Raw genomic sequence first — 23,131 nt, forward strand, 5'->3', positions numbered from 1 at the left:
GGACGACAGCCCGGTTGTGGAAAACTCCGCCACTCACACGAGTGAGCCGAGCCCTCATCGGGGCGAGACGACGAGCCCCAGCAGCCCCGGCCCGGTGTGCGCACCGATCACCGCGCCGACCTCGCTCACATGCAGGTCGGCGAGTCCGGGCACACGGGATCGCAGACGGTCGGCGAGAGCGGACGCCCGGTCGGGGGCGGCGAGATGGTGCACGGCGATGTCGACCGGCGCACTGCCCGCCCGGTCGGCCCCGAGCTCCTCCAGGCGGGCGATCGCCTTCGACGCCGTCCGCACCTTCTCGAGGAGGTCGATGCGCCCACCGTTCAGCTGGAGCAGCGGTTTCACCGCGAGCGCGGAGCCCAACAGTGCCTGGGCGGCGCCGATCCGGCCGCCGCGGCGCAGGTAGTCCAGGGTGTCGACGTAGAAGTAGGCGGAGGTGCCTGCGGCCCGTTTCTCAGCGGCGGTGACCGCCTCGTCGACCGTGCCGCCCGCCTCGGAGATCTCCGCCGCCGCGAGCGCGCAGAAGCCGAGCGCCATCGCGACCATGCCGGTGTCCACCACCCGCACGGGCACCGGCGCCTCACGCGCCGCGACGACCGCCGCGTCGTAGGTACCGGACAGTTCGGCGGACAGGTGGAGGGAGACGATGCCGGTGACACCGGACTCGGCGATCCTGCGATACGTCTCGGCGAAGAGCCGGGGGCTGGGACGCGAGGTGGTGACGGACCGTCGCTTCTGCAAGGCCTGGGCGAGGGAACGGGTCGAGATCTCGTTGCCCTCTTCAAGAGCCTGGTCGCCGAGGACGACGGTCAGGGGCACCGCGGTGATGCCGTGACGCTCCATCGTCCGCCGCGGCAAGTAGGCCGTTGAATCCGTGACGATCGCGACATGGCGGGACATGACCTGGAGGTTACCTGGCGTAGCCCCCGTGCGGCAGCCCGGCCCCTCGCAGCTGGACCGGCCTTGACCGAATCAAGTATCCCGTTGAACAGCACCTGATCCAGGACCGCGTCACAGGACGAACCGGAGTTCCGGAGGGCGCGATCTCGGCCCGGGCTTCCCGATCCCGGTTCCGGTTCCGTTGCGGTCTCGGCTCGTGCCTCAGGTGGTGCTCTCGGGACGCGGCTTCTTCTGCCACGGGTAGGCGGGGCGCGGTCCCGGTGGGGTGATGGCGGGCCGGGTCGGCTCCTGCGCGGTGCCGGCGCCAGGGGTGTCCGGCCAGGTCTGTCCTGCCGCCCCGCTGCCGGCGGCGGGCGCCTCGGGCCACGGGGGCGGCGGTGTCTGCGGGGCGGAGTCCGACGTGGTCCAGTGCCGCAGAGCACCGGCCTCGACGTCGATCTGGGCGCTGAGGGAGTCGAGATCGTCGTCCGCGAAGCGGTGGGCCCGGTCGCGGGCTGCCCAGCGCAGGGAGTCGGCCGATCCCGCGACGCGCTCGGTGCGCTCCCGCAGCGAGGGCAGCCGGGCGGCGAGGGTCTCCCGGTCCGGTTCGGATTCCAGGCGCTTGAGCTCGCTGTCCAGTTCGTGGCCGTGCGCGCTGAGCCTCTGGAACAGGGCGAGCGACTCCTTGAGGGACTCGTCCTCGGTGACGCCCGCGTGGAGCGCGTTCTGGGTGGCCCGCATCGACGTGCGCAGCTTCAGTCTCAGCTGGGCGATCTCACCGGCCGGTCCGAACTGGGTGAAGGACTTGGCCCGCAGTGTGTGGTCCTCGACCGTGCGGCGAGCCTGGTCGATGGTGCGGTCGACGCCCCGCTTGGCGGCGCCGATCACCTTCACCGTGGCGTAGGCGCCCAGCACCACAAAGAGCACGAAGAGCAGGGCGACGACTGCGATCACTGCTTCCACGAGCTCCTCCTCCGGCCTGCCACGACACGTCCGGCGCCGCACAGGGCACGCCGCACTTCACACGGTAAACGAGACGGGCAGGCTCGGAGTTCCAGAAGAACCCCGAACCTGCCCGTAGGGGACTACCCGGAGCCACGCCCACCGACCCGCGACACCCGGCCCAGCCGTACGTACCGCCCGGTCACGCGTACCGCCCGGTCACGCGTACCGCCCGGTCACGCGTACCGCTCGCTCATGCGCACCGCCCGCTCACGCCGGAACGACGGGCAGCGTCACGCCGGAACGATGTCCGCCGTCACGCCGGAACGATGTTCACCAGCTTCGGGGCCCGCACGACGACCTTGCGGATACCGGCCCCGCCCAGCGCCTTCACGACCGCTTCATCGGCCAGGGCCACCTTCTCCAGCTCCTCGTCGGAGATCGCCGGGGACACCTCCAGGCGTGCCTTGACCTTGCCCTTGATCTGCACGACGCAGGTCACGCTCTCGTCCACGACGTACGCCGGGTCGGCGACCGGCAGGTCCCGGTGGACGACCGAGTCGGTGTGGCCCAGCCGGCGCCACAGCTCCTCGGCGATGTGCGGGGCCAGCGGGGCGACCAGCAGCACCAGTGCCTCGGCGACGGAGCGCGGCACCGCGCCGCCCGCCTTGGTCAGGTGGTTGTTCAGCTCGGTGATCTTGGCGATGGCGGTGTTGAAGCGCAGGCCCTCCAGGTCCTGGCGCACTCCGTCGATCGCCTTGTGCAGGGCCCGCAGGGTGTCCTCGTCGGGCTCGGCGTCGGTGACGCTCAGCTCGCCGGTGTTCTCGTCGACGACGTTGCGCCACAGTCGCTGCAGCAGCCGGTACTGGCCCACCACCGCGCGCGTGTCCCACGGGCGCGACACGTCCAGCGGGCCCATGGCCATCTCGTACAGGCGCAGGGTGTCGGCACCGTACTCGACGCAGATCTCGTCCGGAGTGACCGCGTTCTTCAGGGACTTGCCCATCTTGCCCAGCAGGCGGCTGACCTTCTCGCCCTGGTAGAAGTACGCGCCGTCGCGCTCCTCCACCTCGGCGGCCGGCACCGGGAAGCCGCGGCTGTCGCGGTAGACGTATGCCTGGATCATGCCCTGGTTGAACAGCTTGTGGAACGGCTCCGCGGAGGAGACGTGCCCCAGGTCGAACAGGACCTTGGACCAGAAGCGCGCGTACAGCAGGTGCAGCACGGCGTGCTCGGCGCCACCGACGTACAGGTCGACACCCCCGTGCGGCTGACCCTCGCGCGGGCCCATCCAGTACTGCTCGATCTCCGGGTCGACCAGCTTGTCGCTGTTGTGCGGGTCCAGGTAGCGCAGTTCGTACCAGCAGGAACCGGCCCAGTTGGGCATGGTGTTGGTCTCGCGGCGGTACGTGCGCGGACCGTTGCCGTCGCCCAGGTCCAGGGTGACGTTCACCCAGTCCTCGTTGCGCGACAGCGGCGTCTCCGGGGACGTGTTCGCGTCGTCCGGGTCGAAGGTGCGCGGAGAGTAGTCCTCGACCTCCGGCAGCTCCAGGGGCAGCATCGACTCGGGCAGCGAGTGGGCGACGCCGTCCTCGTCGTAGACGATCGGGAAGGGCTCGCCCCAGTAGCGCTGCCGGCTGAACAGCCAGTCCCGCAGGCGGAAGTTGACGGTGCCCTCGCCGATGCCCTCGCGGGCCAGCCACTCGGTGATGCGCGCCTTGGCGTCGACGACGCCCAGGCCGTCCAGCGAGATGTCGTCGTTGGTGGAGTTGATGATCTTCGCGTCGTACGACCCGAAGGCGTTCTCCCACGTCGACGTGTCGGTGCCCCGGCCGTCGGTCGGCTCGACGACGCAGTGGATCGGCAGCTCGAAGGCGCGCGCGAACTCGAAGTCGCGCTGGTCGCCCGCGGGCACGGCCATGATCGCGCCGGTGCCGTAGCCCATCAGTACGTAGTCGGCGATGAAGACGGGGACCCGCTCGCCGTTGACCGGGTTCGTCGCGTACACGCCGGTGAAGACGCCGGTCTTGTCCTTGGCCTCGGCCTGGCGCTCGACGTCGGACTTCGACGCGGCCTGCGCCCGGTACGCGGCGACGGCCGCGGCCGGGGTCGCGTGGCCGCCGGTCCAGACGTCGTGCGTGCCCTCGGGCCAGGCGTCCGGGGTGAACTTGTCGACCAGCGGGTGCTCGGGCGCCAGGACCATGTAGGTCGCGCCGAACAGGGTGTCCGGGCGCGTGGTGAAGACCGTGATCCGATCCCCGTCCACGGGGAAGTCGACGCGGGCGCCCTCGGAACGGCCGATCCAGTTGCGCTGCTGCAGCTTGATGGCCTCGGGCCAGTCCAGTGCGTCCAGGTCGTCCAGCAGCCGGTCCGCGTAGGCCGTGATGCGCATGTTCCACTGGCGCAGCTTGGCCTTGAAGACGGGGAAGTTGCCGCGCTCGGAGCGACCGTCGGCGGTGACCTCCTCGTTGGCCAGCACGGTGCCCAGACCGGGGCACCAGTTGACCGGGGCGTCGGAGGCGTAGGCCAGGCGGTACTCGCTCAGGACGTCGGCGCGCTCGGCGGCGGTCAGCTCGCTCCAGGACCGGTCGCCGCGCACGCCGCGCTCACCGGACTCGAACTGGGCGATCAGTTCGGCGATCGGACGGGCCCTGTCGGCCTCGGCGTCGTACCAGGAGTTGAAGATCTGCAGGAAGATCCACTGGGTCCACTTGTAGTAGTCCGGGTCGATCGTGGCGAACGACCGGCGCTTGTCGTGGCCCAGACCCAGCCGGCGCAGCTGGGACTTCATGTTGTTGATGGCCGCCTCGGTGGTGACCCGAGGGTGCTCGCCCGTCTGCACGGCGTGCTGCTCGGCGGGCAGGCCGAAGGCGTCGAAGCCCAGGGTGTGCAGGACGTTGTGGCCGGTCATGCGCTGGAAGCGTGCGAAGACGTCGGTCGCGATGTAGCCCAGAGGGTGGCCGACGTGCAGGCCCGCACCGGAGGGGTACGGGAACATGTCCATGATGAACTTCTTGGGCCGGGCCACCAGCTCGGGGTCACCGGCCAGGTCGCCCTTCGGGTTCGGCGCGGCGTACGTGCCCTCGGCGTCCCAGAAGTCCTGCCAGCGTGCTTCGATCTCGGCGGCCATGGCAGCCGTGTAGCGGTGCGGCGCGGCCTCCGCCGGTGCAGCGGCGGCAGCGGGGTTCGTCTCGCTCATGGTCCTCAAAGCTCCATCGATCGTCTCTGCCAGCGGGTTGTCGTCCAGGAAACGAAAAATCCCCTCGCACAGGAGGGGACGCCGCGCCGATTCCGAACCGTCCGTTCACCGGCGGTCGGGACTGATCAGCGCGGCCCGCTAAGCAGAAGGCGTACAGCACACATGGCGTTAGGGTACCGCAGGCCTTGAGCAAGCAGCGACGCTCGTACGTATGCATGGTCGCGACAACGTTGGTGCGACCAGAATGGCGAGGCCGGAACTGAAGCAAGGTCAATGGTTACTTCGCGTAACAGCAGCTAAGGGACATCACAACAGCCACATTGTCGTTTGATAACAGCGCAATAACTCAAACCTCGTACCCATCGGTATGGAGCCACTTAGAGTTCGGCAGCGGGACCGCTTTCCCGAAACTGCTCGGAGTTGCCCCCATGAACCCTCGTCCTAGTAACAGCTCGCTTCCCAGGCCCGGCAGGTCGGCGTACGGGATGGCGACAGCTGTCGTCCTGGTCCTCATACCCGTGGTCGTGCTGGTCGGCGGCGACCAGTTCCAGGCATTCCTCAACTTCGGTGCGGGCGTGCTGTCACTGGTCTGCCTCACCTGCTCGGTCATCTGGGGCCTCGTCGCCCAGGACCGCCTCATCCTCAACACGCGTCAGCGGATCATCGCGCAGGGCATCCACCGGGTGACCGCCGTGGGTTCCATCGCGTTCCTCGTGGTGCACATCACCATCAAACTGGCGCTGGAGCACACCGTCCTGATCGCCGCGCTGATCCCGTTCAGCCTGGGCGTCAAGGGCAGCGCCGGACTCATCGGCCTCGGCTCCCTGGCCGCCCTGCTCATGATCTTCGTCGGCATCACCGGCGCGCTGCGCAACCGGTTCGCCGCACCCGCCGAGGTGGCCGCCCGCTGGCGCGCGATGCACATGCTGGCCTACCCGGCGCTGTGCGCGGCCCTCATCCACGGCCTGTTCGCGGGGCGCGCCGCCAAGCCGTTCTTCATGGTCTCGTACGAGCTGTGCCTGGCCGGGGTCATGGCCGCCCTCGCGCTGCGCTCCGCCCCGCGCCCGTTCAAGCGCAAGGTCGCCGACCGGATCGCCTCGGCGCTGGGCACGCAGGACCGCTCCGCGATGGACGGCCTGGACGCGTCACGCGCGCGCAGGACGGAGACCGGATCGTCCGCGCTGCCCGGCTACGAGGGCCGCTCGGGCCGTTCGCCGCTGACCGACACGATGAGCTCCACCCGGATGTCCCCGCCGTCGTCGCCGCTCTACGACACGCCCGCGCCCGCCCCGGAGCCGGCGAACGGCTTCGCGGCCGCCTATCGCGCCGTCAACACACCGCAGCGCGGCCCGCAGCAGCCCTACGCGGCCGACCAGACGGCACGGATGAACCTGCCGTTCGACATCCAGGCCACCGAGGCCGTCCCCCGGGTCGACAGCGGCGGCAGCACCTCGGGCAGCTGGCCGGTCCCGTCCCCGCCGCCGGTCGGCGAGGCGCCCCCGTCGGCCTACGACCCGCTCCAGGACACGGGATTCAACATCCCGGTCTACGACAATTCGGGCACCGCCGGGTACGGCGGACGTGACGTGTACGACACCGGTGAGACGAACCCCCCCTACGGGACGTACAACCAGAACGACACGTACAACAGCGGTCCCGCCAATGAACCATCCCCCGGCTCGTCGTTCGACGCACCGGGTTCGGGCGAACCTTGGAACACGCCTTCCGGAGGCTATAGGTGAACGAGGCCCTGCCCGACGTCCCAGAAGTCCGCGTGGTCGGGCTTCCGCAGCTCACGTCGGGCTTCGACCTTGTCGAGAGACTCGATCTGCCCATGCACCTGAAGGTGCACGGGCCGCTGGAACCCCTGGGCGGAGAGGCACTCGCGAAGCTCTCCGAGAACATCAACCTGAAGGGCCGCGGCGGCGCGGGCTTCCCCTTCCACAAAAAGCTGCGCTCGGTCGCCGAAGCGGCGATCAAGCGCGGCGTACGACCGGTCGTCGTCGTCAACGGCAGCGAGGACGAACCGGCCTGCCGCAAGGACACGGTGCTCATCAACCGTGCCCCGCACCTCATTCTGGACGGCGCGCTGCTGGTCGCGGAGGCGCTGGGTGCCCGCACGCTCGTGGTGGGGGTCACCCGCGAATCCACCCAGCGCTCCATGGAGGCCGCGCTCGCCGAGCGCGGCCTCAGCAACGGCCGCAGGTCGGCGCTGAAGGCGTTCGTCCAACGCAATCCGATCCGCATGGTCACCGGCGCCGCCGCGTCGCTGGTCCGCTCCATCGACGGCGGCCCGCCGATCCCGCCCGGCCGCAAGGTCAGCGCCTCGCAGAACGGCGTGGGCGGCGCCCCGACCCTGCTCTCCAACGCCGAGACGTTCGCCCAGCTGGCCATCGCCGCCCGCATCGGCCCGGAGCGTTACGGCAACACCGGCCTGTACGACGAGCCGGGCACCGTCATGCTGACGGTCTCCGGCGCGGTCGCCCGCCCCATGGTGATCGAGGTTCCCACGGGTGTGCCGCTGCGCTACGTACTTCAGCTCGCCGGTGCCCCGCCGGTGCCCCAGGGCGTGCTGACGGGCGGCTACCACGGCAAGTGGATCGACGCGGCGACGGTCAACGAGGCGATCGTCTCCCGCAACTCCCTCGACGCGGTGGGCGGGGCGCTCGGCGCCGGCGCGATCCTGCCGATCAGCCAGGAGACCTGCCCGCTGGGCGAGTCGCTGCGGGTGGCCCAGTGGCTGGCCGACGAGAGCGCCGGACAGTGCGGCCCCTGCTACCTCGGTCTGCCCGCCGCCGCGCGCGGCATGGAGGACATCCTCAACGGCGGCGGCCCGGCCGCCCTCGAGGCGCTCAAGCAGGTCGCCAAGAACGTCAAGCGGCGCGGTGCGTGCTCGCACCCGGACGGCTCCGCGATGTTCATCGAGTCGACCATCAAGGCGTTCACCGACGACCTGGCCGCGCATGTCCTCGGCAATGGCTGCGGACGGCCCGTGGAGGGCGTTCTGCCGCTCTTCGAGGCCGGCATGGCCCCGGCGGCCATCACGAGCGGCAACGCGCCGGAGGAGAGCGGCTCGAGCCGCCAGAAGATCTTCGTCGACTGGACGCTGTGCCGCGGCCACGGCCTGTGCGCCGACATCCTCCCCGAGGTCTTCCAGCTCGGCGCCGACGGCTTCCCGACGGTCGCGCAGGCGAAGGTGCCGGACTACGCGGAGGCGAAGGCCATGCGCGCGGTACGACGTTGCCCGGCGCTGGCCCTGCGCATCGAGGAGGACACGCGCGCGCAGGCGCCCGCCCGCAACCTCCCGGTCCTCTCCCAGGGCCGCGGCCGCCGGGCCCTCGGCCGCTGAGCGCCACGACGACGCCGGCCGGCCCGGATGACGAGGGGCCGCTTGGAAACAGGCGGCCCCGAACCGTCGGTCCTGACGACATGTCCGAAGAGGAATGCGGAACACGATCCGAGGCGGTACGACGCAAAAAAGATCCCGCCGGATCGAATTCGATCCGGCGGGATCTGCTGTGGAGCTAAGGAGAATTGAACTCCTGACCTCCTGCATGCCATGCAGGCGCTCTACCAACTGAGCTATAGCCCCTCGTGGCCAAGCGGCGAAGCCGCGCACTGACCGTGTCGCCCGGTTTCCCCGGCGGCGACGCCAACATTACCGGCCGGGGGGGTGGACCACCAAATCGTTTCCGTCCTGTCCGGTTTCAACCGGTATGCGGGTCAAGCGGTGACGAACGAATAGAACCGCTTGAGCGTGCAGTGCTCCTCGAGGAGCCGCCCGTAGATGGGCTCGCCCTCCAGCTCGCGGTACGTCTCGATCGGGTCGCCTTTTATGATCAGCGCCCGCGCGCATTCCTCGCACCAGTACTGGTAGTCGGGGTTGACCGGCTCCATGTCACGGACGATCGGGGTGCCACTGCCGCACCAGTCGCACTTCCGCCTGTGTGCACCCATCGATCAGCTCCAGCTGTGGCCGCAGGCCGTGCACACGTAGGAAATCCCGCCGTTGTCACCAAGAACCTGGGCCACATGACCGGAACCACAGGAGGGGCAGCTGAGCCGGGTGGCCTTGTCCGGTGTCACCGCCGCTTCGGAGAGGTGACCGACCTCTCCGAGGATGCTCGCAGGCATCGCTACTCCCTCCCGTCGGGCCGCGCTCCCTTCCGGCCGTTTGATTCTGCCACGGCCGGGCCAATACGGTCAGCGACGCCTCAGTACCAGTCCGGACACGGCACCCAGGGCAGCTGTCGTAGCGAGCGCGAACATGCATGTGAGAAGCGCTTCCGAAGAGGTATACGCCGCTGGGGCCCCAAGTGACTCAAGCCGCTCGAAGAACAGTGTGCCGAAGACCGCGACGCCGATGAGCTGCCCGAGCTGGGTGACCGTGGCCAGCAGTCCGCTGGCGTCCGCCGCGTCCTCGGGCCGCACCGCCGCCAGCGCCCCGGTGAGCGTCGGGCTGAAGGCGAGCGCGAGCCCGACGCCCACACCGGCGTACGCCGCGTACAGCCAGGCACCGCCGTGGTCGCCGCCCCGGAAGGCCAGCCCCACTCCCAGCACGGACAGCGCGGTGAGCGCGAACCCGGCCGGGGCCAGGGACCGTTGCCAGGACGCGGGCCACCTGCGCCAGGTCAGACCGACCACCCCGAAGACCACCGCGGTCGGCGCGAAGGTGAGGCCGGCGCGCAGCGCGCTGTAGCCGAGGCCGCCCTGGACGTGCAGGGTCAGCACGAACAGGAAGCCGCCGTTGACCGCCATGACGGCCAGGACACGAAGGACGGCGAGACCCATCCCGGGGTGACGCAGCACACGGGGCGCGATCAGCGGGGCGCCGCCCCGCCGGGCCAGCCGGGCCTCGTAGCCACGGAACAGCACCAGCACGCACGCGCCCACGGCCAGCGACAGCCAGGACCACAGCGGCCAGTCCTTCTCCTGTCCGAGCACGAGCGGCACCGTGATCAGGGAGACGGCAGCGCCCAGAAGCACGAGACCGGGCCAGTCCATTCCGCGCGCCCCTTCCCGCGCCCTCACACCCGCCGCTGCGCGTCCCGCTCCCCCACCGCGGGGCAGGACGCGCCTGCCGACGACCAGCAGGACCAGACCCACCGGCACGTTCACGAGGAACACCGGACGCCAGCCGGTGCCCAGCAGGTCGGCGGCGACGAGGACGCCGCCCACCACCTGCCCGGCCGCCGCGCCGACGGCGAGGACCGCCGAGTAGGCGCCCAGCGCCCGCACCCGGGCCTCGCCGGTGAACGTGCGCTGGATCAGGCTGAGCACCTGCGGGATCATCACCGCCGACCCCGCGCCCTGGATCAGCCGGAAGACGATGAGTTCGGTAGTGCCCCATGCCAGCCCGCAGGCCAGCGAGGCGGTCGTGAAGAGAGCGAGCCCGACCAGGTGGACGCGGCCGTGCCCGAACCGGTCGCCGAGGCGCGCGCCGGTGATCAGCAGCACCGAGTACGTGATGGCGTATCCGGCGACGACCAGTTGGAGGTCCGCGCCGGAGGCGTTCAGGTCGGACCCGATCGTGGGGGCCGCGACGTTCACGATGAAGACGTCGAGCAGTGCCATGAACTGGGCTGCGAGCACGACCGCCAGCAGCCGCCGGGGCCGATTGTCAGTGCCAGGGTCTTTACTGGCAGCAGGACTTGAAGCGGGTGGAGCGGCCGCGGGGACCGGGCCGGTCCGGGGTGTCGTCGTCATGCCGTAGAGCGTGACGACGATCCGGTACGGGTGCCGAGAGCCCGCTGATGCTGGTACTGACGGCACCTGGCAGGGGACGGGCGGGGGATCGACCATGGGGGACGTGACGATGGTGACGCGGACAGGCACGGAGGCAGGGCAGAAGCCGGGACCGGCGCCGGGGTCCTCACCGCGGCCCGCACCGGGGCCGCCGCATCGGCGCCGGCCCGAGCTGGCGGCGTTCCTGCGCAGCAGGCGGGCGCGGGTGACACCGGGTGATGTCGGGATGCCGCCCGGACTGAGGCGCCGCACTCCGGGGCTGCGGCGCGAGGAGGTCGCGCAGCTCTCCGGCGTGGGCGTGACCTGGTACACCTGGCTGGAGCAGGGCCGGCCGATCAACGCCTCCGCGCAGGTCCTGGACGCCGTGGCACGCACGCTGCGGCTCGATCCGCCGGAGCGGGAGCATCTCTACCACCTGGCGGAGGTGCCCTACGCGCACGTGCCGGAGGCCCTGGTGCAGAGCGTGGGCCCGGAGATCCAGGGCATCATCGACGCCCTGGCGCCCCGACCGGCGGTCGTCTACAACTCGCGCTACGACATCCTGGCCACCAACTCCGTCTACCACGATCTGTTCATCACGCCGGTGGACGCCTGCGTGCCGGGGCCGAACAACGCGCTGTGGCGGCTGTTCACGGTCCGGGAGCAGGACTGCCCGCTGCTGTTCCGGGACAAGGAACTGCCGGTGATGGTGGCGACCCTGCGGGCGTCGTACGGGCTGCACGCCGGTGAGCCCGCCTGGGAGGACTTCATACGCCGGCTGTCGCAGGCGAGCCCGCTGTTCAGGCGGCTGTGGGAGACCGGGGACGTGGCGGAGCCCGGCCGCCGCGTGAAGGTCTTCCGGCACGAGGCGGTGGGCGAGCTGCGGATGACGTCGATGTCCCTGTCGATCAACGGGATGCCGGAGTGCCGGATCGTCGTCTACACGCCGGAGGACGAGGAGACGGAGCGCCGCACGGCCATGCTCCGCAACGGAGCGACGAAAAATCCCGCCCCCTGAGGGGACGGGATCTTCGTCAACAGATCTCGACCGGTCACTACCGATCCTTGACAACTCAACAGAGTGTCGACCGACAGACCAGGTGATCTGTGGAGCTAAGGAGAATTGAACTCCTGACCTCCTGCATGCCATGCAGGCGCTCTACCAACTGAGCTATAGCCCCTTGCGTTCTTCCCGCTCGGCGGGCGAACAAGAAGAACTTTAGCCTGCGACCTGCCGGAAAGTGAAATCCGGGTCCCGGCGGCCGCACGGCGCTCAGTCGTCGTCGCCGAGCACCGGCTCGGGCAGGGTGCCGGCGTTGTGTTCGAGCAGGCGCCAGCCCCGTGCGCCCTCGCCGAGGACGGACCAGCAGCAGTTGGAAAGGCCCCCGAGGGCCTCCCAGTGGTGGGCGTCCAGGCCGAGGAGACGGCCGATGGTGGTGCGGATGGTGCCACCGTGACTGACGACGACGAGCGTGCCGTCCTCGGGCAGCTTCTCGGCGTGCCTCAGCACCACGGGTGCCGCGCGGTCGGCGACCTCCGTCTCCAGTTCGCCGCCGCCGCGGCGGACCGGTTCACCGCGCTTCCACGCCGCGTACTCGTCACCGTGGCTCGCGATGATCTCGTCGTGCGTCAGCCCCTGCCAGAGGCCCGCGTAGGTCTCGCGCAGGGCCTCGTCGTGGGTGATCTCGAGGCCGGTGAGACCGCTGAGCTCGGCGGCCGTGTTCGCGGCCCGCGACAGGTCCGAGGAGACGATCGCGTCGGGCTGGAGGGAAGCGAGCAGCCGGGCGGCGCGACGGGCCTGGGCCACGCCGGTCTCGGTCAGCCGCACGTCCGTGGTGCCCTGGAAGCGGCGCTCCACGTTCCACGCGGTCTGGCCGTGCCGCCACAGGATGACCCGGCGGCCACGGCCCGGCCGGCGCTCGGCGGCCGACTCCGCGGCGGCGCTCACCGCAGGTCCCCGAAACCGGTGGCGTCCTCCTCGGTCTCGGCCTCGGCCTGCAGCTTGGCGTGCTCCTGGGCCTTGCCGCGGGTCGCCTTGGCGTCGGCGGGCAGCTCCAGCTCGGGGCAGTCCTTCCACAGCCGCTCGAGGGCGTAGAAGACGCGCTCCTCGCTGTGCTGGACGTGGACGACGATGTCGACGTAGTCGAGCAGGATCCAGCGGGCGTCGCGGTCCCCCTCGCGGCGTACGGGCTTGGTGCCGAGCTCCTTCTGAAGGCGCTCTTCGATCTCGTCGACGATCGACTTGACCTGGCGGTCGTTGGGCGCGGAGGCCACTAGGAAGGCATCCGTGATCGACAGCACGTCGCTGACGTCGTAGGCGATGATGTCGTGCGCGAGCTTGTCGGCAGCCGCCTGGGCGGCGGTCTGGATGAGCTCGATGGAGCGGTCGGTGGCGGTCACTACGTGGCTTTCCGTCGGCGGACACTTGTCCCCAAGGGTCTCACGGTCCGCCGACGGCACCCCACGTGTCGGAGGGATCACCCACGCGGAGGCCGCTTCCGGGCGGCCCCCGCGCCTGCTCTCAGTCGCCCGACCCGGCCGAGGAGGGCTGGTAGTCCTCACCCAGGACGACCGCGATGTCGGCGTTCGCGGGGACCGTGCCCTTCTTCACCGCGTCGGCGTCCAGACCGAGGGTCTTGGCGACCTCGGTGGCGTTCTCCTTGCCGGCGGCGTCCGCGTAGAGCACCCGGGAGGCGGCCGTCGTGCTCGACGGGGTGCCGGCCTCCAGGAAGGTGAAGCCGCCGTTGAGGAGCACCACGCGCGCGTCCTCGGTGTCCGCCTTGGTGCCGCTGGCGTTCTGGACGGAGACGCTGACGGCCGCGTCCTTGTCGGGACTCTTCGCCGCACCGCCGAGGACGTCCTTGACGACACTCGCGCTGGCCTCCGCGTTGAGGGTGCCGTCGGTCTGCACGGGCAGCAGCGCGGTCTTGTAGTCGCCGCCCTTGGCGAGGTCCGCGAGCTTGGCCAGGAAGGTGCCGAGGTCCTTGTCGGTCAGCGAGGGGTCAAGGATCTGCGCCAGCGTCTGGACGGTGACGGTGGCGCCCTGCGCGTCCGACGACACCTTGCGCAGCACTCCCTGCATGACCTGGCCGAACCGCTCCAGCTGGGCGTTCTGGGCCTCGCCCGTGGCGCGGTAGGTGGCGTAGGCGACGGCCATCTTGCCGCTGAGGGTCTGGTTCTCGCCCTTGTTGACGAGCGGCGCCCCGCCCTTCTTGGCGGCCGGGTCGGGCACGGTGACGTCGGTGTCCACCTCGATGTTGCCGACGAGGTCGACGAGGTTCTGGAGGTAGGGCGTGTCGAGCCGCCAGGTGCCCTGGATGTCGGTGCCGAGGACGGTGTCGAGGGCGTCGCGGGTGCCGGCCGAGCCGTCGTCGTCGACGGACTTGGCGAGGGTGGTCGTGGTGCCGTCCTCGTCGGTGACGACGAGGGAGTTGGGCAGCAGGACCGTGGCGGCCTGCTCGGTGGTGGTGTTGTCGACGAGCAGCGCCGTGGTGGTGCCGCCGCCGGCGGTGTTGTGCAGGTGGACGACGACCACGTCGCGCTTCTGCGCGGCGGTCGCGGTCGTGGTGCCGGTGCCCGCGTCCGAGGACGACGACAGGCCGGGCAGCTTCCCCGCGTACCAGAGGTAGCCCACTCCGCCGACCGCGACCAGCGCCAGGACCACGACGAGGGCGACGAGGCGGCCGCGGGCGCGGCGCTTGGCCTCCTCACGGCGCTCGGTGCGGTTCTCGGTGAAGTTCAGCCAGTCGATGACGTCCTCGGAGTCGCCGTCGGGTTCCTCCACGAACGCGAACTGCTCGGTCTCGTAGTCACGTTGGGGCTGTCCGGGGGCTGCGGACGCGCCGCGCCCGTCCGTCGCCGCGCCGGGCCGTCCGTCGAGGCCGGTGTCGGCCTCTGCCCGGCTCCCGGCCTCGACCGGCCCGCCCTGCTGCGGGATGTAGGCGGTCTGCTCGGCTGTGCGGGGCTGTTCGACCCGGGGCTGCTGTCCGCCGACGGCGGTCTGCCCGTAGGGGTCGTAGGGGGCCTGGGCCGCGGTGCCGTAGGGGTCGTACCCCACGGGAGCCTGCCGACCGGTGTCGTACGGGTCGTAGGGGGGTGTGGCCGGCTGCTGACCTGTGTCGTACGGGTCGTAGGCGGGCGTCTGCTGCTGCCCGCCCGTGGCGTAGGGGTCATAGCCGTACCCCTGTTGCCCCTGGGGCGGGTGCGTCTGCTGCTGCCCCTGCTGTCCGTACGGGTCGTAGGACTGCTGCGGCACCTGCTGCGACGGGACCTGCCGGTAGACGGGCTGCCCGAACTCGTCGTAGCCGACGAGTTCGTACTGGTCGTCCCCGTACCCCGCGTCGTATCGGTCGTTCACCGGTACCCCTCTCGGCTCACTCGCCGCGGTACAGCTCGCGCTTGTCGATGTAGCGCACGACTCCGTCCGGCACCAGATACCAGACGGGGTCGCCCTTGGCGACTCGCGCACGGCAGTCTGTGGAGGAGATGGCGAGCGCGGGTACCTCGACGAGCGAGACACCGCCTTCGGGCAGACCGGGGTCCATGAGGTTGTGTCCCGGCCGGGTGACGCCGATGAAGTGGGCGAGGGAGAACAGCTCCTCGCTGTCCCGCCAGGTCAGGATCTGGCCCAGGGCGTCGGCGCCGGTGATGAAGAAGAGGTCGGCCTCGGAGTTGAGGGCCCGCAGATCGCGCAGCGTGTCCACCGTGTACGTGGGGCCCCCGCGGTCGATGTCGATGCGGCTCACCGAGAACTGCGGGTTCTCGGCGGTCGCGATGACCGTCATCAGGTAGCGGTCCTCGGCCGGGGAGACACTGCGGTGAGTCTTCTGCCAGGGCTGCCCTGTCGGGACGAACACGACCTCGTCCAGGTGGAACTGCGCGGCGACCTCACTGGCCGCCACGAGGTGTCCGTGGTGGATCGGATCGAACGTCCCGCCCATGACGCCGAGGCGGCGCTTGCCCGGGTTCGACGGGCCGGTAGGCATGTCCTGCTCTCCCATGCGTGCAGACCCTACCGGCCCGGTCCCGGGGCCCCGGCCGGCGGATGCCCTGAGTGCCCCGCTATGCCGGACTGCCCGTCGGTGAACACGTCGTGTCTCAGCGGTCGCGGTTGAAGCGGGTGGTGATCCACAGCAGGAGCAGCAGGATGACGAAAGCACTGCCGCCGGTGAGCAGCGGGCTGAGGCTCTCGTGGTTGCCACCGTGTTCCTCGCCCTCGGCGGCAAGGGTGACCAGCTGGGCAGCGGTGCTGTGAAGGCTCATCTTCGGCAGGACCTATCCGATGGGTGTCCCCCCGCTCGCGCGAAGTCGAGGCCGGGGGAGGGCGGGATTACGACGTCGGCCCATCGTAAGCGGGCGGCCGGGCGGCGATCACGCCGACTCCGCCATTGGGAACCTTCCCGGCGGCTCAGTCGTCCTTCCGCTTGTAGCCCCGCAGCAGGAACCACGCGGTGAGCACACAGCCCAGGACCATCACGACCAGTACGACGCGGAGCAGATTCCCCGCCCCCTGCTGTTGGGCGGCGCCGGCGGCCTCGGTGAGCCAGGCGGCTGCGGGGTGGTGCTCCATGGGGCGGGACTCCTTCGGTGTAGTGCCCGTCCACGGTAACTCCGCCTAGGCTGGGCTCTGCTTCGGGGGTGCAAAGGGCCGCACAAGGGTCCGTAAAGGGTCAGGCAGAGGCCACACAGCAGGTAGCGGCCACTCAGACGCACATGGGGGAAGACATGTCCGACGACGGCCACGAGCAGAACGCCACCGGCCACGAGAACGTGCCGAGCAGGCAGCGCAGGCGCTTCCCGGGAATCTCCTCCCGTGCGTACGAGCACCCGGCCGACCGCTCCGCCCTGGTGGCGCTGCGCAAGCTGAGCGGCTTCGACACCGTGTTCAAGGCACTCAGCGGGCTGTTGCCCGAGCGGAGTCTCAGGCTGCTGTTCCTGTCCGACTCGGTGCGGGTCTCCGACCAGCAGTTCGCGCACCTCAACGACATGCTGCGGGACGCCTGTTACATCCTGGACCTGGAGAAGGTCCCGCCGATGTACGTCAACCAGGATCCGCAGCCCAACGCGATGTGCATCGGTCTGGACGAGCCGATCATCGTGGTCACCACCGGGCTCGTCGAGCTGCTCGACGAGGAGGAGATGCGCGCGGTCATCGGCCACGAGGTGGGCCATGCGCTGTCCGGGCACGCCGTGTACCGCACGATCCTGCTGTTCCTGACGAACCTGGCGATCCGGGTCGCCTGGATCCCGCTGGGCAACCTCGCGATCATGGCGATCGTCACGGCGCTGCGCGAGTGGTTCCGCAAGTCGGAGCTGTCCGCCGACCGGGCGGGGCTCCTCGTCGGCCAGGACCTGAAGGCCTCGATGCGCGGCCTGATGAAGATCGCCGGCGGCAACCACCTGCACGAGATGAACGTGGACGCCTTCCTGAAGCAGGCCGAGGAGTACGAGGCCGGCGGCGACCTGCGCGACTCCGTGCTGAAGATCCTCAACGTGCTGCCGCGCACGCACCCCTTCACCACCGTGCGCGCGGCCGAGCTGAAGAAGTGGGCCGAGTCCCGCGACCACCAGCGGATCATGGACGGCCACTACCCGCGGCGCGCCGAGGACAAGGAGACGTCGGTCACCGACTCCTTCCGCGAGTCGGCGAGCCACTACGCGACGAGCGTCAAGAGTTCCAAGGACCCGCTGATGAAGCTGGTCAGCGACCTCGCGGGCGGGGCGGGCGACATCGGCGGCCGGGTGCGGCGCGGCTTCGGCGGGTTCGCGGGCCCGGCTCCGGCGGACGACCGACCGCCGCGGAACGGCTCGGACGGCCCGGGCAGCCCGGACGGACCTGCGGACACGCCTCCTCGCGCCGACGACTGATCCGGGGCACGGCCCGGCGCGGAGCCGGCCGGGCTCACACCTTCGGCTGCGCGCTCGTCGCGAGCGATCCGCACAGGGCCGTCGCGCCGCCCGTCGCGTAGGGGTCGGTGCCGGCCGGGCCGCCCGTCTTGGCGGTCTGGCCGGCCAGCAGGGGGCGCAGGTGGTTCGTGGAGTCCTCGGCACAGGACAGCGGGCCGGCCTGGACGTAGGACACGATCAGCTGGACCTGGTGGGTGCGCAGGTTGGTGCGGTCGAAGCGGAAGTGCAGCTCGCGGCGGACGGTGAAGAGCGAGGCCGAGGTGTCGGCGCCCGCGCCGGCCGGCCGCAGCGCGTACACGAAGGTGTGGTCCGCGGTGACCTCGAGGGTCGCGGAGTCCGTCTCGGCGGCCTGGAGCGTGCCCTGGACACGGATGTTGCTGTCGGCCAGCTGGGTCCGGGCGGGGTCGAAGCGGACCAGCCAGCCGGTCGGCGCGTGTCTGCCGTCGGCGGCCGGGTGACTGAAGCTCTCGTCGAACTGGTCGAGCTGCTCGGCGGCGATCAGGGCCCGCACGGGCCGTACCTGCTGCCGGACGAGCACCTCCGGGTAGAGGGAGGAGTGCACGATGTACTCCTTGGCCGAGGTCAGGGCGGTGACGACCTGGCTGTCGGAGAAGTGCGCGGTGCGCCGGGAGGCGGGCAGCGGGATGCCCTCGGCGCCGACGCGGAACTGCGCGGCCGGACTGTGCGCGAACAGCGACTCCGCGTCGGCCGCCCCGGGCACGACGCCCTGCGGGGCCAGCGGGATGACGGTCATCCGCAGGGGCTCGACGGACCGGCGCGCCATGGGGTTCTGGTAGGGGTTGCGCACGCCCATGTACACGGCCGTCCCGAAGGCGACCGCGATCAGCATGACCAGGATCAGGACCTGCCGCGACAGGCCCCGGCGCACGGGCGGCCGGCGACGGACGGCGGGCGCGTGGTCGGCCAGGCGCTCCTGCGCGGAGTACTCCTGGATGCGGGCAGCCCGGACGAACGATTCGTCGAAGACGACGGATCGGTACTCGTCCTCTCCACCTCCGGGAGTGCCCTCGGGTGTCTGCTCCGGTGGGTCTCCGGGCCCGGCCATACTTTCAGAGTAGGTCGCACGGAGCCCGGGTAAACGCCCCGCCGTGCGACAACTTCTGACAGCCGCTCAGGGCGTGCGCGGAACCGCCGAGACAGGTGGCCGGGAGTGGTCGTCGGACGCCGAGGGAGGCGGCACGCTCCCCTGTTCGAGACCGGTCGTGGCGGGCGAGGGCAGCTGATCCCGGCTGCTCGACGAGGCACCCCGGTAGACCGCGGCGAAGGCCAGCGCGATCATGCCGACGCCCATGACGACGGCGAGCAGCCAGGCGACGGGGCGATGCCAGCGGACCTGCCTGCCGTACGCCCCGGGGACGCCGTAGCGGCGCTTCCACGCCTCGGGGAGGTCGACGTCGTCCAGATCGTCGAGATCGGGATCATGGCCGAAATCGCCGGGTCCGTCGGAGCCGTAGGCGTCGTCGTAGCGATCCCCTCGGGCACGGGCCCGGCGGGCCTCGGCCTCGGACGCCTCGGCTCTCGCCTCGGCAGCGGCCAGGAGGCGTTCGACGGCGGTCGGCTCGTGCACCACGGCCGCCTTGACGAACTCCTCGTCGAAGACCACGGAGGCGAACTCTTCGTCCGACACCCCGCGGTCGTGGTCGTCGTCGGGCTCCCAGCCGTCAGGGAACGGCATACCCCCCACGTCCTCCGGCACGAGTCCAGACTAGACCTGGGGGGTCATTTTGGGCAGTCGGTAGGCAGATTCATCCGCCGGATGAGACCCCTCTCACGGCGCCCCGGCGGAGGTTTCAGCGCCGTACGTGTCCGTCGCCCGTGACGATGTACTTGGTGCTGGTCAGCTCCGGGAGGCCCATCGGGCCCCGGGCGTGCAGCTTCTGGGTCGAGATGCCGATCTCCGCGCCGAAACCGAACTGGCCGCCGTCGGTGAAGCGGGTGGAGGCGTTCACGGCCACCGTGGTGGAGTCGACCAATTGGGTGAACCGGCGGGCGGCCTGCTGCGAGGTGGTGACGATGGCCTCGGTGTGGCCGGAGGTCCACAGCCGGATGTGCTCGACGGCCCGGTCCAGCGAGTCGACGACGGCGGCGGCGATGTCGTAGGAGAGGTACTCCGTCTCCCAGTCCTCGGGCGTGGCCTCGACCACGGTCGCCTTGGAGTCCGCGGCGTAGGCCAGCACGCGCTCGTCGGCGTGCACGGTCACGCCCGCTTCCGCGAGGGCGTCGAGGGCGCGCGGCAGGAAGACGGGGGCGATGTCCTGGTGGACCAGGAGGGTCTCGGCAGCGTTGCAGACGCTGACCCGGTGCGCCTTGGAGTTGATGAGGATGTCGATCGCCATGTCCAGGTCGGCGTGGGCGTCGACATAGACGTGGCAGTTGCCGGTGCCGGTCTCGATGACCGGGACGGTGGACTCCGTGACCACCGTCCGGATGAGCGAGGCGCCGCCGCGCGGAATGAGGACGTCGACCAGCCCACGGGCCCGCATCAGCTCGCGCACGCTGTCGCGGCCCTCGCCGGGCACCAGCTGCACGGCGTCGGCGGGCAGTCCGGCCCCGCCGACGGCGTCACGGATCACCCGGACGAGGGCGGTGTTCGACTCGTAGGCGGAGGACGAGCCGCGCAGCAGGACCGCGTTCCCGGCCTTCAGGCAGAGTGCGGCGGCGTCCACGGTGACGTTCGGGCGGGCCTCGTAGATGATCCCGACGACGCCGAGCGGGACGCGGACCTGGCGCAGGTCGATGCCGTTGGGAAGGGTGGAACCGCGGACCACCTCACCGACCGGGTCGGGCAGTGCGACGACCTCCCGGACGTCCGAGGCGATGGCCCGCACCCGCTCCGGGGTGAGGGTCAGCCGGTCCACGATCGCCTCGCTGGTGCCCGCCTCCCGGGCCTTGGCGATGTCCTTCGCGTTGGCCTCGACGATTTCGCTCGTACGGACCTCCAGCGCGTCCGCGATGGCGAGCAGCGCGTCGTCCTTGGCGGCCCGGGGCAGCGGCGCGAGGTCGGCGGCGGCCGCCTTGGCGCGATAGGCGGCGCGGGTGACCGGGGACATGGAGTCGTACGGCGAGAGCGTGGTCATAAGGGAAGGGTAGTGCGCCGCGCGGGCCGGTCCACCGTTCGTTCCACACCCCGAGATGTGTGACGAGACGTGCCACGAGCCGAGCCGCGAGCCGAGCCCCGGGACACCTGGCGAACCGCCCGCCGCAGCAGTGGCCGAGCCCCCGCCGCGCCGCCCGCCGCAGCATTGGCCGGACACCCGCCGCACCGCGCCGCACCGCCCGCCGGACACCCGCCGCATCGCCCGCCGCACCGCCCGCCGGACACCCGCCGCATCGCCCGCCGGCAGCCCGCCGCAGCGCCTGTCGAACCCCCGCCGGACCGCACCGCGCCGCACCGCCCGCCGGCCACCCACCGCGCCGCCTGCCGGGCGACCGGGATGTCGTCGGTCGTCGGTGGAGGGGTCAGTACGGGTGGACGCCGACCGGGGTCGCCGGGGCCGGTCCGTAGCCCTCGGCGATGCGCTGGTGGTAGGTCTGGCGGTCGATGACCTCCAGACCGACGATCTCCCAGGGCGGCAGCCCGGCAGTCTGGCGGTGCTCTCCCCACAGGCGCAGGGCGACGGCGGCCGCGTCATGCAGGTCGCGGGCCTCTTCCCAGTACCGGATCTCGGCGTGGTCGCCCGCGTATCGGCTGGTCAGCAGGAAGGGATGGTCGTGGGCGAGCTGCTCGAGGGCCCGCCGGACCTCCTTCAGCGGGGCCTCCTCGCCGGAAACGCTGAGCGTGACGTGCCACAGTCGGGGGACGTCCAGGGGCTGCCCGCCCTTCGACTCGGCGCCCTCCTGGGCCAGGTACCGCTCACCGGCCGCCACGCTGGTCAGGGCGCGCTCCTCGCCCGGCGCGCGCGAGTGTGCCGGAGCCACGGCGCGCGACGGTGCCGGACCGGCCGTGCGCGGGACCGCCGAACCGGTTTCGCCGGTACTCCCACGGGCCGCTGCCACCCCAGGGCGCACTCGTCTCACGACGGCCTCCTTTACGCAGCGCTCGTGCGGATTGTGTCCCGCGTTCTCTGTCCCTGGAACAAAGTTGAGCAGGCCGCACGGCTCCGCGGGGCGATTTCACGGAACGTCCCCCACCGGTACGGACCGTTCGAGCGGGTTTACGGGTGCAGGATCACCAGGTCGTCCCGGTGGACGACCTCGCGCTCGTACTCCGCGCCCAGCTCACGCGCCAGTTCCCTGGTCGACCGCCCGATCAGCTGGGGGATCTCCTTGGCGTCGAAGTTGACGAGGCCGCGGGCCACCGGGCGCCCCCGGGTGTCGCGCAGTTCGACCGGGTCGCCCGCGCTGAACTCGCCCTCGACGGCGGCGATCCCGGCCGGCAGCAGCGAGGTGCGCCGCTCGACGACCGCGCGCACCGCTCCGTCGTCCAGCGTCAGCGACCCCTGCGGGGTGGAGGCGTGCTGGAGCCACAGCAGCCGGTCGGCGGAACGCTTGCCGGTGGAGTGGAAGTAGGTGCCGGTGTCCCCGCCGGTGAAGGCGTCGGCCGCGTGGACGGCGCTGGTGAGGACGACGGGGATGCCCGCGGCGGCCGCGATGCGGGCGGCCTCAACCTTGGTGACCATGCCGCCGGTGCCGACGCCCGCCTTGCCGGTGCTGCCGATCTCGACGTGCGCGAGGTCCTCGGGGCCGCGCACCTCGGCGATCCGTGAGGTGCCCGGCCTTGCGGGGTCGCCGTCGTACACGCCGTCCACGTCGGACAGCAGCACCAGCAGGTCGGCGTGGACGAGGTGGGCGACCAGGGCGGCGAGGCGGTCGTTGTCACCGAAGCGGATCTCGTCGGTGGCCACGGTGTCGTTCTCGTTGACGATCGGGAAGGCGCCCATCGCGAGCAGCTCGTCGAGGGTGCGGGAGGCGTTGCGGTGGTGGGCCCGCCGGCTCATGTCGTCGCTGGTCAGCAGCACCTGGCCGACCCGGACGCCGTAGCGGGCGAAGGAGGCGGTGTAGCGGGCCACGAGGAGCCCCTGGCCGACGCTGGCCGCGGCCTGCTGGCGGGCGAGGTCCCGGGGACGGCGGCGCAGACCCAGCGGGGCGAGGCCGGCGGCGATAGCGCCCGAGGAGACCAGAACGATCTCCTTCTCGCCCCCGCTGCGGCTCTTGGCGAGGACGTCGACGAGCGCGTCCACCCGGTCGGCGTCGAGCCCGCCGGAGGCGGTGGTCAGCGACGAGGAGCCGACCTTGACGACGATCCTGCGGGCCTCGCTCACGGCCTGCCTTGCCCCTGCCACCTTGCTCTTCGCCCCTTGTGTAGGTCGACGGCTGCCCGCCTGGCAATCTACGCGAACAGGGGCGGAGGCCGCGCGCGGGTTCCACTGCGCGGACAGTACGCCGCCGTAACCGTTCGCTCACTCTTTGCGTACGGCAAAAAGGTTGTACGCGTTCCCCATACAGTTTGAAGAGAACACA

Annotated in this window: 21 protein-coding genes and 2 tRNA genes; 4 read left to right on the plus strand and 19 right to left on the minus strand. The window is 71.0% G+C overall.

Translation table 11 applies throughout. From position 1 onward, the window contains the following. Positions 1 to 54: 54 nt before the first annotated feature. The 3 genes from QF030_RS15550 to leuS form a co-directional block, all read right to left on the minus strand. Positions 55 to 900 carry a DegV family protein gene (locus QF030_RS15550; RefSeq protein WP_307163275.1) on the minus strand — a complete coding sequence of 282 codons (846 nt, stop codon included), beginning with the start codon at positions 898 to 900 and terminating at the stop codon, positions 55 to 57. Between the two features lie 201 nt (positions 901 to 1,101). Beyond that, positions 1,102 to 1,842 (minus strand): hypothetical protein, encoded by a 741-nt coding sequence (locus tag QF030_RS15555; RefSeq protein WP_307163276.1) that lies wholly within the window; start codon positions 1,840 to 1,842, stop codon positions 1,102 to 1,104. A gap of 295 nt (positions 1,843 to 2,137) precedes the next feature. Next, on the minus strand, positions 2,138 to 5,020 hold the full coding sequence (gene leuS, locus QF030_RS15560) for a leucine--tRNA ligase (protein ID WP_307163277.1): 2,883 nt from the start codon (positions 5,018 to 5,020) through the stop codon (positions 2,138 to 2,140). A gap of 485 nt (positions 5,021 to 5,505) precedes the next feature. Between leuS and QF030_RS15565 the strand changes: the two genes are divergently transcribed. Continuing rightward, positions 5,506 to 6,762 (plus strand): ferric reductase-like transmembrane domain-containing protein, encoded by a 1,257-nt coding sequence (locus QF030_RS15565; RefSeq protein WP_307163278.1) that lies wholly within the window; start codon positions 5,506 to 5,508, stop codon positions 6,760 to 6,762. Continuing rightward, positions 6,759 to 8,369: an NADH-quinone oxidoreductase subunit NuoF family protein gene (locus QF030_RS15570; protein WP_307163279.1), complete on the plus strand. Its 1,611-nt coding sequence runs from the start codon at positions 6,759 to 6,761 to the stop codon at positions 8,367 to 8,369. Before QF030_RS15565 ends, QF030_RS15570 begins: the two co-directional genes overlap by 4 nt. A 170-nt stretch (positions 8,370 to 8,539) precedes the next feature. Here the strand turns inward: QF030_RS15570 and QF030_RS15575 are convergent. The 4 genes from QF030_RS15575 to QF030_RS15590 form a co-directional block, all read right to left on the minus strand. Beyond that, a tRNA-Ala gene (locus tag QF030_RS15575) sits at positions 8,540 to 8,612 on the minus strand. 131 nt (positions 8,613 to 8,743) lie between these two features. Beyond that, positions 8,744 to 8,977, minus strand: coding sequence for a hypothetical protein (locus tag QF030_RS15580; RefSeq protein WP_003976229.1), 234 nt, complete (start codon positions 8,975 to 8,977; stop codon positions 8,744 to 8,746). A 3-nt stretch (positions 8,978 to 8,980) separates the two neighbouring features. After that, positions 8,981 to 9,154, minus strand: coding sequence for a hypothetical protein (locus tag QF030_RS15585; protein WP_107085374.1), 174 nt, complete (start codon positions 9,152 to 9,154; stop codon positions 8,981 to 8,983). 69 nt (positions 9,155 to 9,223) lie between these two features. Then, positions 9,224 to 10,612: an MFS transporter gene (locus tag QF030_RS15590; RefSeq protein ID WP_307163280.1), complete on the minus strand. Its 1,389-nt coding sequence runs from the start codon at positions 10,610 to 10,612 to the stop codon at positions 9,224 to 9,226. A gap of 208 nt (positions 10,613 to 10,820) precedes the next feature. On the opposite strand from QF030_RS15590, the gene QF030_RS15595 reads away from it, so the two are divergent. After that, positions 10,821 to 11,762, plus strand: coding sequence for a helix-turn-helix transcriptional regulator (locus QF030_RS15595; RefSeq protein WP_444875788.1), 942 nt, complete (start codon positions 10,821 to 10,823; stop codon positions 11,760 to 11,762). Positions 11,763 to 11,852: 90 nt separating this feature from the next. On the opposite strand, the gene QF030_RS15600 is transcribed toward QF030_RS15595, so the two are convergent. From QF030_RS15600 to QF030_RS15630, 7 genes are all read right to left on the minus strand, one after another. Further along, a tRNA-Ala gene (locus QF030_RS15600) sits at positions 11,853 to 11,925 on the minus strand. A gap of 92 nt (positions 11,926 to 12,017) precedes the next feature. After that, the gene (locus QF030_RS15605) at positions 12,018 to 12,692 is read right to left on the minus strand and encodes a histidine phosphatase family protein (protein WP_307163281.1); all 675 of its coding nucleotides are present in this window, start codon (positions 12,690 to 12,692) and stop codon (positions 12,018 to 12,020) included. Beyond that, positions 12,689 to 13,144, minus strand: a complete 456-nt coding sequence (rsfS, locus tag QF030_RS15610; RefSeq protein ID WP_307163282.1) for a ribosome silencing factor — start codon at positions 13,142 to 13,144, stop codon at positions 12,689 to 12,691. Before rsfS ends, QF030_RS15605 begins: the two co-directional genes overlap by 4 nt. 121 nt (positions 13,145 to 13,265) lie before the next feature. After that, positions 13,266 to 15,101, minus strand: coding sequence for an LCP family protein (locus QF030_RS15615; RefSeq protein WP_307163283.1), 1,836 nt, complete (start codon positions 15,099 to 15,101; stop codon positions 13,266 to 13,268). Positions 15,102 to 15,117: 16 nt separating this feature from the next. Further along, positions 15,118 to 15,744, minus strand: a complete 627-nt coding sequence (gene nadD / locus QF030_RS15620) for a nicotinate-nucleotide adenylyltransferase (RefSeq protein WP_307163284.1) — start codon at positions 15,742 to 15,744, stop codon at positions 15,118 to 15,120. Between the two features lie 97 nt (positions 15,745 to 15,841). Beyond that, on the minus strand, positions 15,842 to 16,006 hold the full coding sequence (locus QF030_RS15625) for a hypothetical protein (RefSeq protein ID WP_307163285.1): 165 nt from the start codon (positions 16,004 to 16,006) through the stop codon (positions 15,842 to 15,844). A gap of 145 nt (positions 16,007 to 16,151) precedes the next feature. Beyond that, positions 16,152 to 16,313 carry a hypothetical protein gene (locus QF030_RS15630; protein WP_307163286.1) on the minus strand — a complete coding sequence of 54 codons (162 nt, stop codon included), beginning with the start codon at positions 16,311 to 16,313 and terminating at the stop codon, positions 16,152 to 16,154. Positions 16,314 to 16,468: 155 nt separating this feature from the next. Between QF030_RS15630 and QF030_RS15635 the strand changes: the two genes are divergently transcribed. After that, on the plus strand, positions 16,469 to 17,611 hold the full coding sequence (locus QF030_RS15635) for a M48 family metallopeptidase (RefSeq protein WP_373428893.1): 1,143 nt from the start codon (positions 16,469 to 16,471) through the stop codon (positions 17,609 to 17,611). 34 nt (positions 17,612 to 17,645) lie between these two features. Here the strand turns inward: QF030_RS15635 and QF030_RS15640 are convergent, their stop codons facing one another. The 5 genes from QF030_RS15640 to proB all read right to left on the minus strand — a co-directional run bounded on the left by QF030_RS15640 (position 17,646) and on the right by proB (position 22,932). After that, a complete protein-coding gene (locus QF030_RS15640; RefSeq protein ID WP_307163288.1) occupies positions 17,646 to 18,716 on the minus strand; it encodes an SCO2583 family membrane protein in 1,071 nt (356 codons plus the stop codon). Between the two features lie 66 nt (positions 18,717 to 18,782). After that, positions 18,783 to 19,367: an SCO2584 family spore wall biosynthesis protein gene (locus tag QF030_RS15645; RefSeq protein WP_307163289.1), complete on the minus strand. Its 585-nt coding sequence runs from the start codon at positions 19,365 to 19,367 to the stop codon at positions 18,783 to 18,785. 94 nt (positions 19,368 to 19,461) lie between these two features. Next, on the minus strand, positions 19,462 to 20,748 hold the full coding sequence (locus QF030_RS15650; protein ID WP_307163290.1) for a glutamate-5-semialdehyde dehydrogenase: 1,287 nt from the start codon (positions 20,746 to 20,748) through the stop codon (positions 19,462 to 19,464). A 382-nt stretch (positions 20,749 to 21,130) separates the two neighbouring features. Next, a complete protein-coding gene (locus QF030_RS15655) occupies positions 21,131 to 21,688 on the minus strand; it encodes a hypothetical protein (RefSeq protein WP_307163291.1) in 558 nt (185 codons plus the stop codon). Between the two features lie 137 nt (positions 21,689 to 21,825). Beyond that, a complete protein-coding gene (gene proB / locus QF030_RS15660; protein WP_307167582.1) occupies positions 21,826 to 22,932 on the minus strand; it encodes a glutamate 5-kinase in 1,107 nt (368 codons plus the stop codon). Positions 22,933 to 23,131: the final 199 nt, after the last annotated feature.

Source organism: Streptomyces rishiriensis, assembly GCF_030815485.1.
GTDB classification, from domain to species: domain Bacteria; phylum Actinomycetota; class Actinomycetes; order Streptomycetales; family Streptomycetaceae; genus Streptomyces; species Streptomyces rishiriensis_A.

Bases quoted from the DNA above. Each gene is read 5' to 3' on its own strand.
- nadD (WP_307163284.1), bottom strand. From the start codon at position 15,744: ATGGGAGAGCAGGACATGCCTACCGGCCCGTCGAACCCGGGCAAGCGC.
- QF030_RS15640 (WP_307163288.1), bottom strand. From the start codon at position 18,716: ATGGCCGGGCCCGGAGACCCACCGGAGCAGACACCCGAGGGCACTCCC.
- QF030_RS15595 (WP_444875788.1), top strand. From the start codon at position 10,821: ATGGGGGACGTGACGATGGTGACGCGGACAGGCACGGAGGCAGGGCAG.
- QF030_RS15585 (WP_107085374.1), bottom strand. From the start codon at position 9,154: ATGCCTGCGAGCATCCTCGGAGAGGTCGGTCACCTCTCCGAAGCGGCG.
- QF030_RS15565 (WP_307163278.1), top strand. From the start codon at position 5,506: ATGGCGACAGCTGTCGTCCTGGTCCTCATACCCGTGGTCGTGCTGGTC.
- QF030_RS15630 (WP_307163286.1), bottom strand. From the start codon at position 16,313: ATGGAGCACCACCCCGCAGCCGCCTGGCTCACCGAGGCCGCCGGCGCC.
- QF030_RS15625 (WP_307163285.1), bottom strand. From the start codon at position 16,006: ATGAGCCTTCACAGCACCGCTGCCCAGCTGGTCACCCTTGCCGCCGAG.
- QF030_RS15580 (WP_003976229.1), bottom strand. From the start codon at position 8,977: ATGGGTGCACACAGGCGGAAGTGCGACTGGTGCGGCAGTGGCACCCCG.
- QF030_RS15635 (WP_373428893.1), top strand. From the start codon at position 16,469: ATGTCCGACGACGGCCACGAGCAGAACGCCACCGGCCACGAGAACGTG.
- QF030_RS15550 (WP_307163275.1), bottom strand. From the start codon at position 900: ATGTCCCGCCATGTCGCGATCGTCACGGATTCAACGGCCTACTTGCCG.
- QF030_RS15650 (WP_307163290.1), bottom strand. From the start codon at position 20,748: ATGACCACGCTCTCGCCGTACGACTCCATGTCCCCGGTCACCCGCGCC.
- leuS (WP_307163277.1), bottom strand. From the start codon at position 5,020: ATGAGCGAGACGAACCCCGCTGCCGCCGCTGCACCGGCGGAGGCCGCG.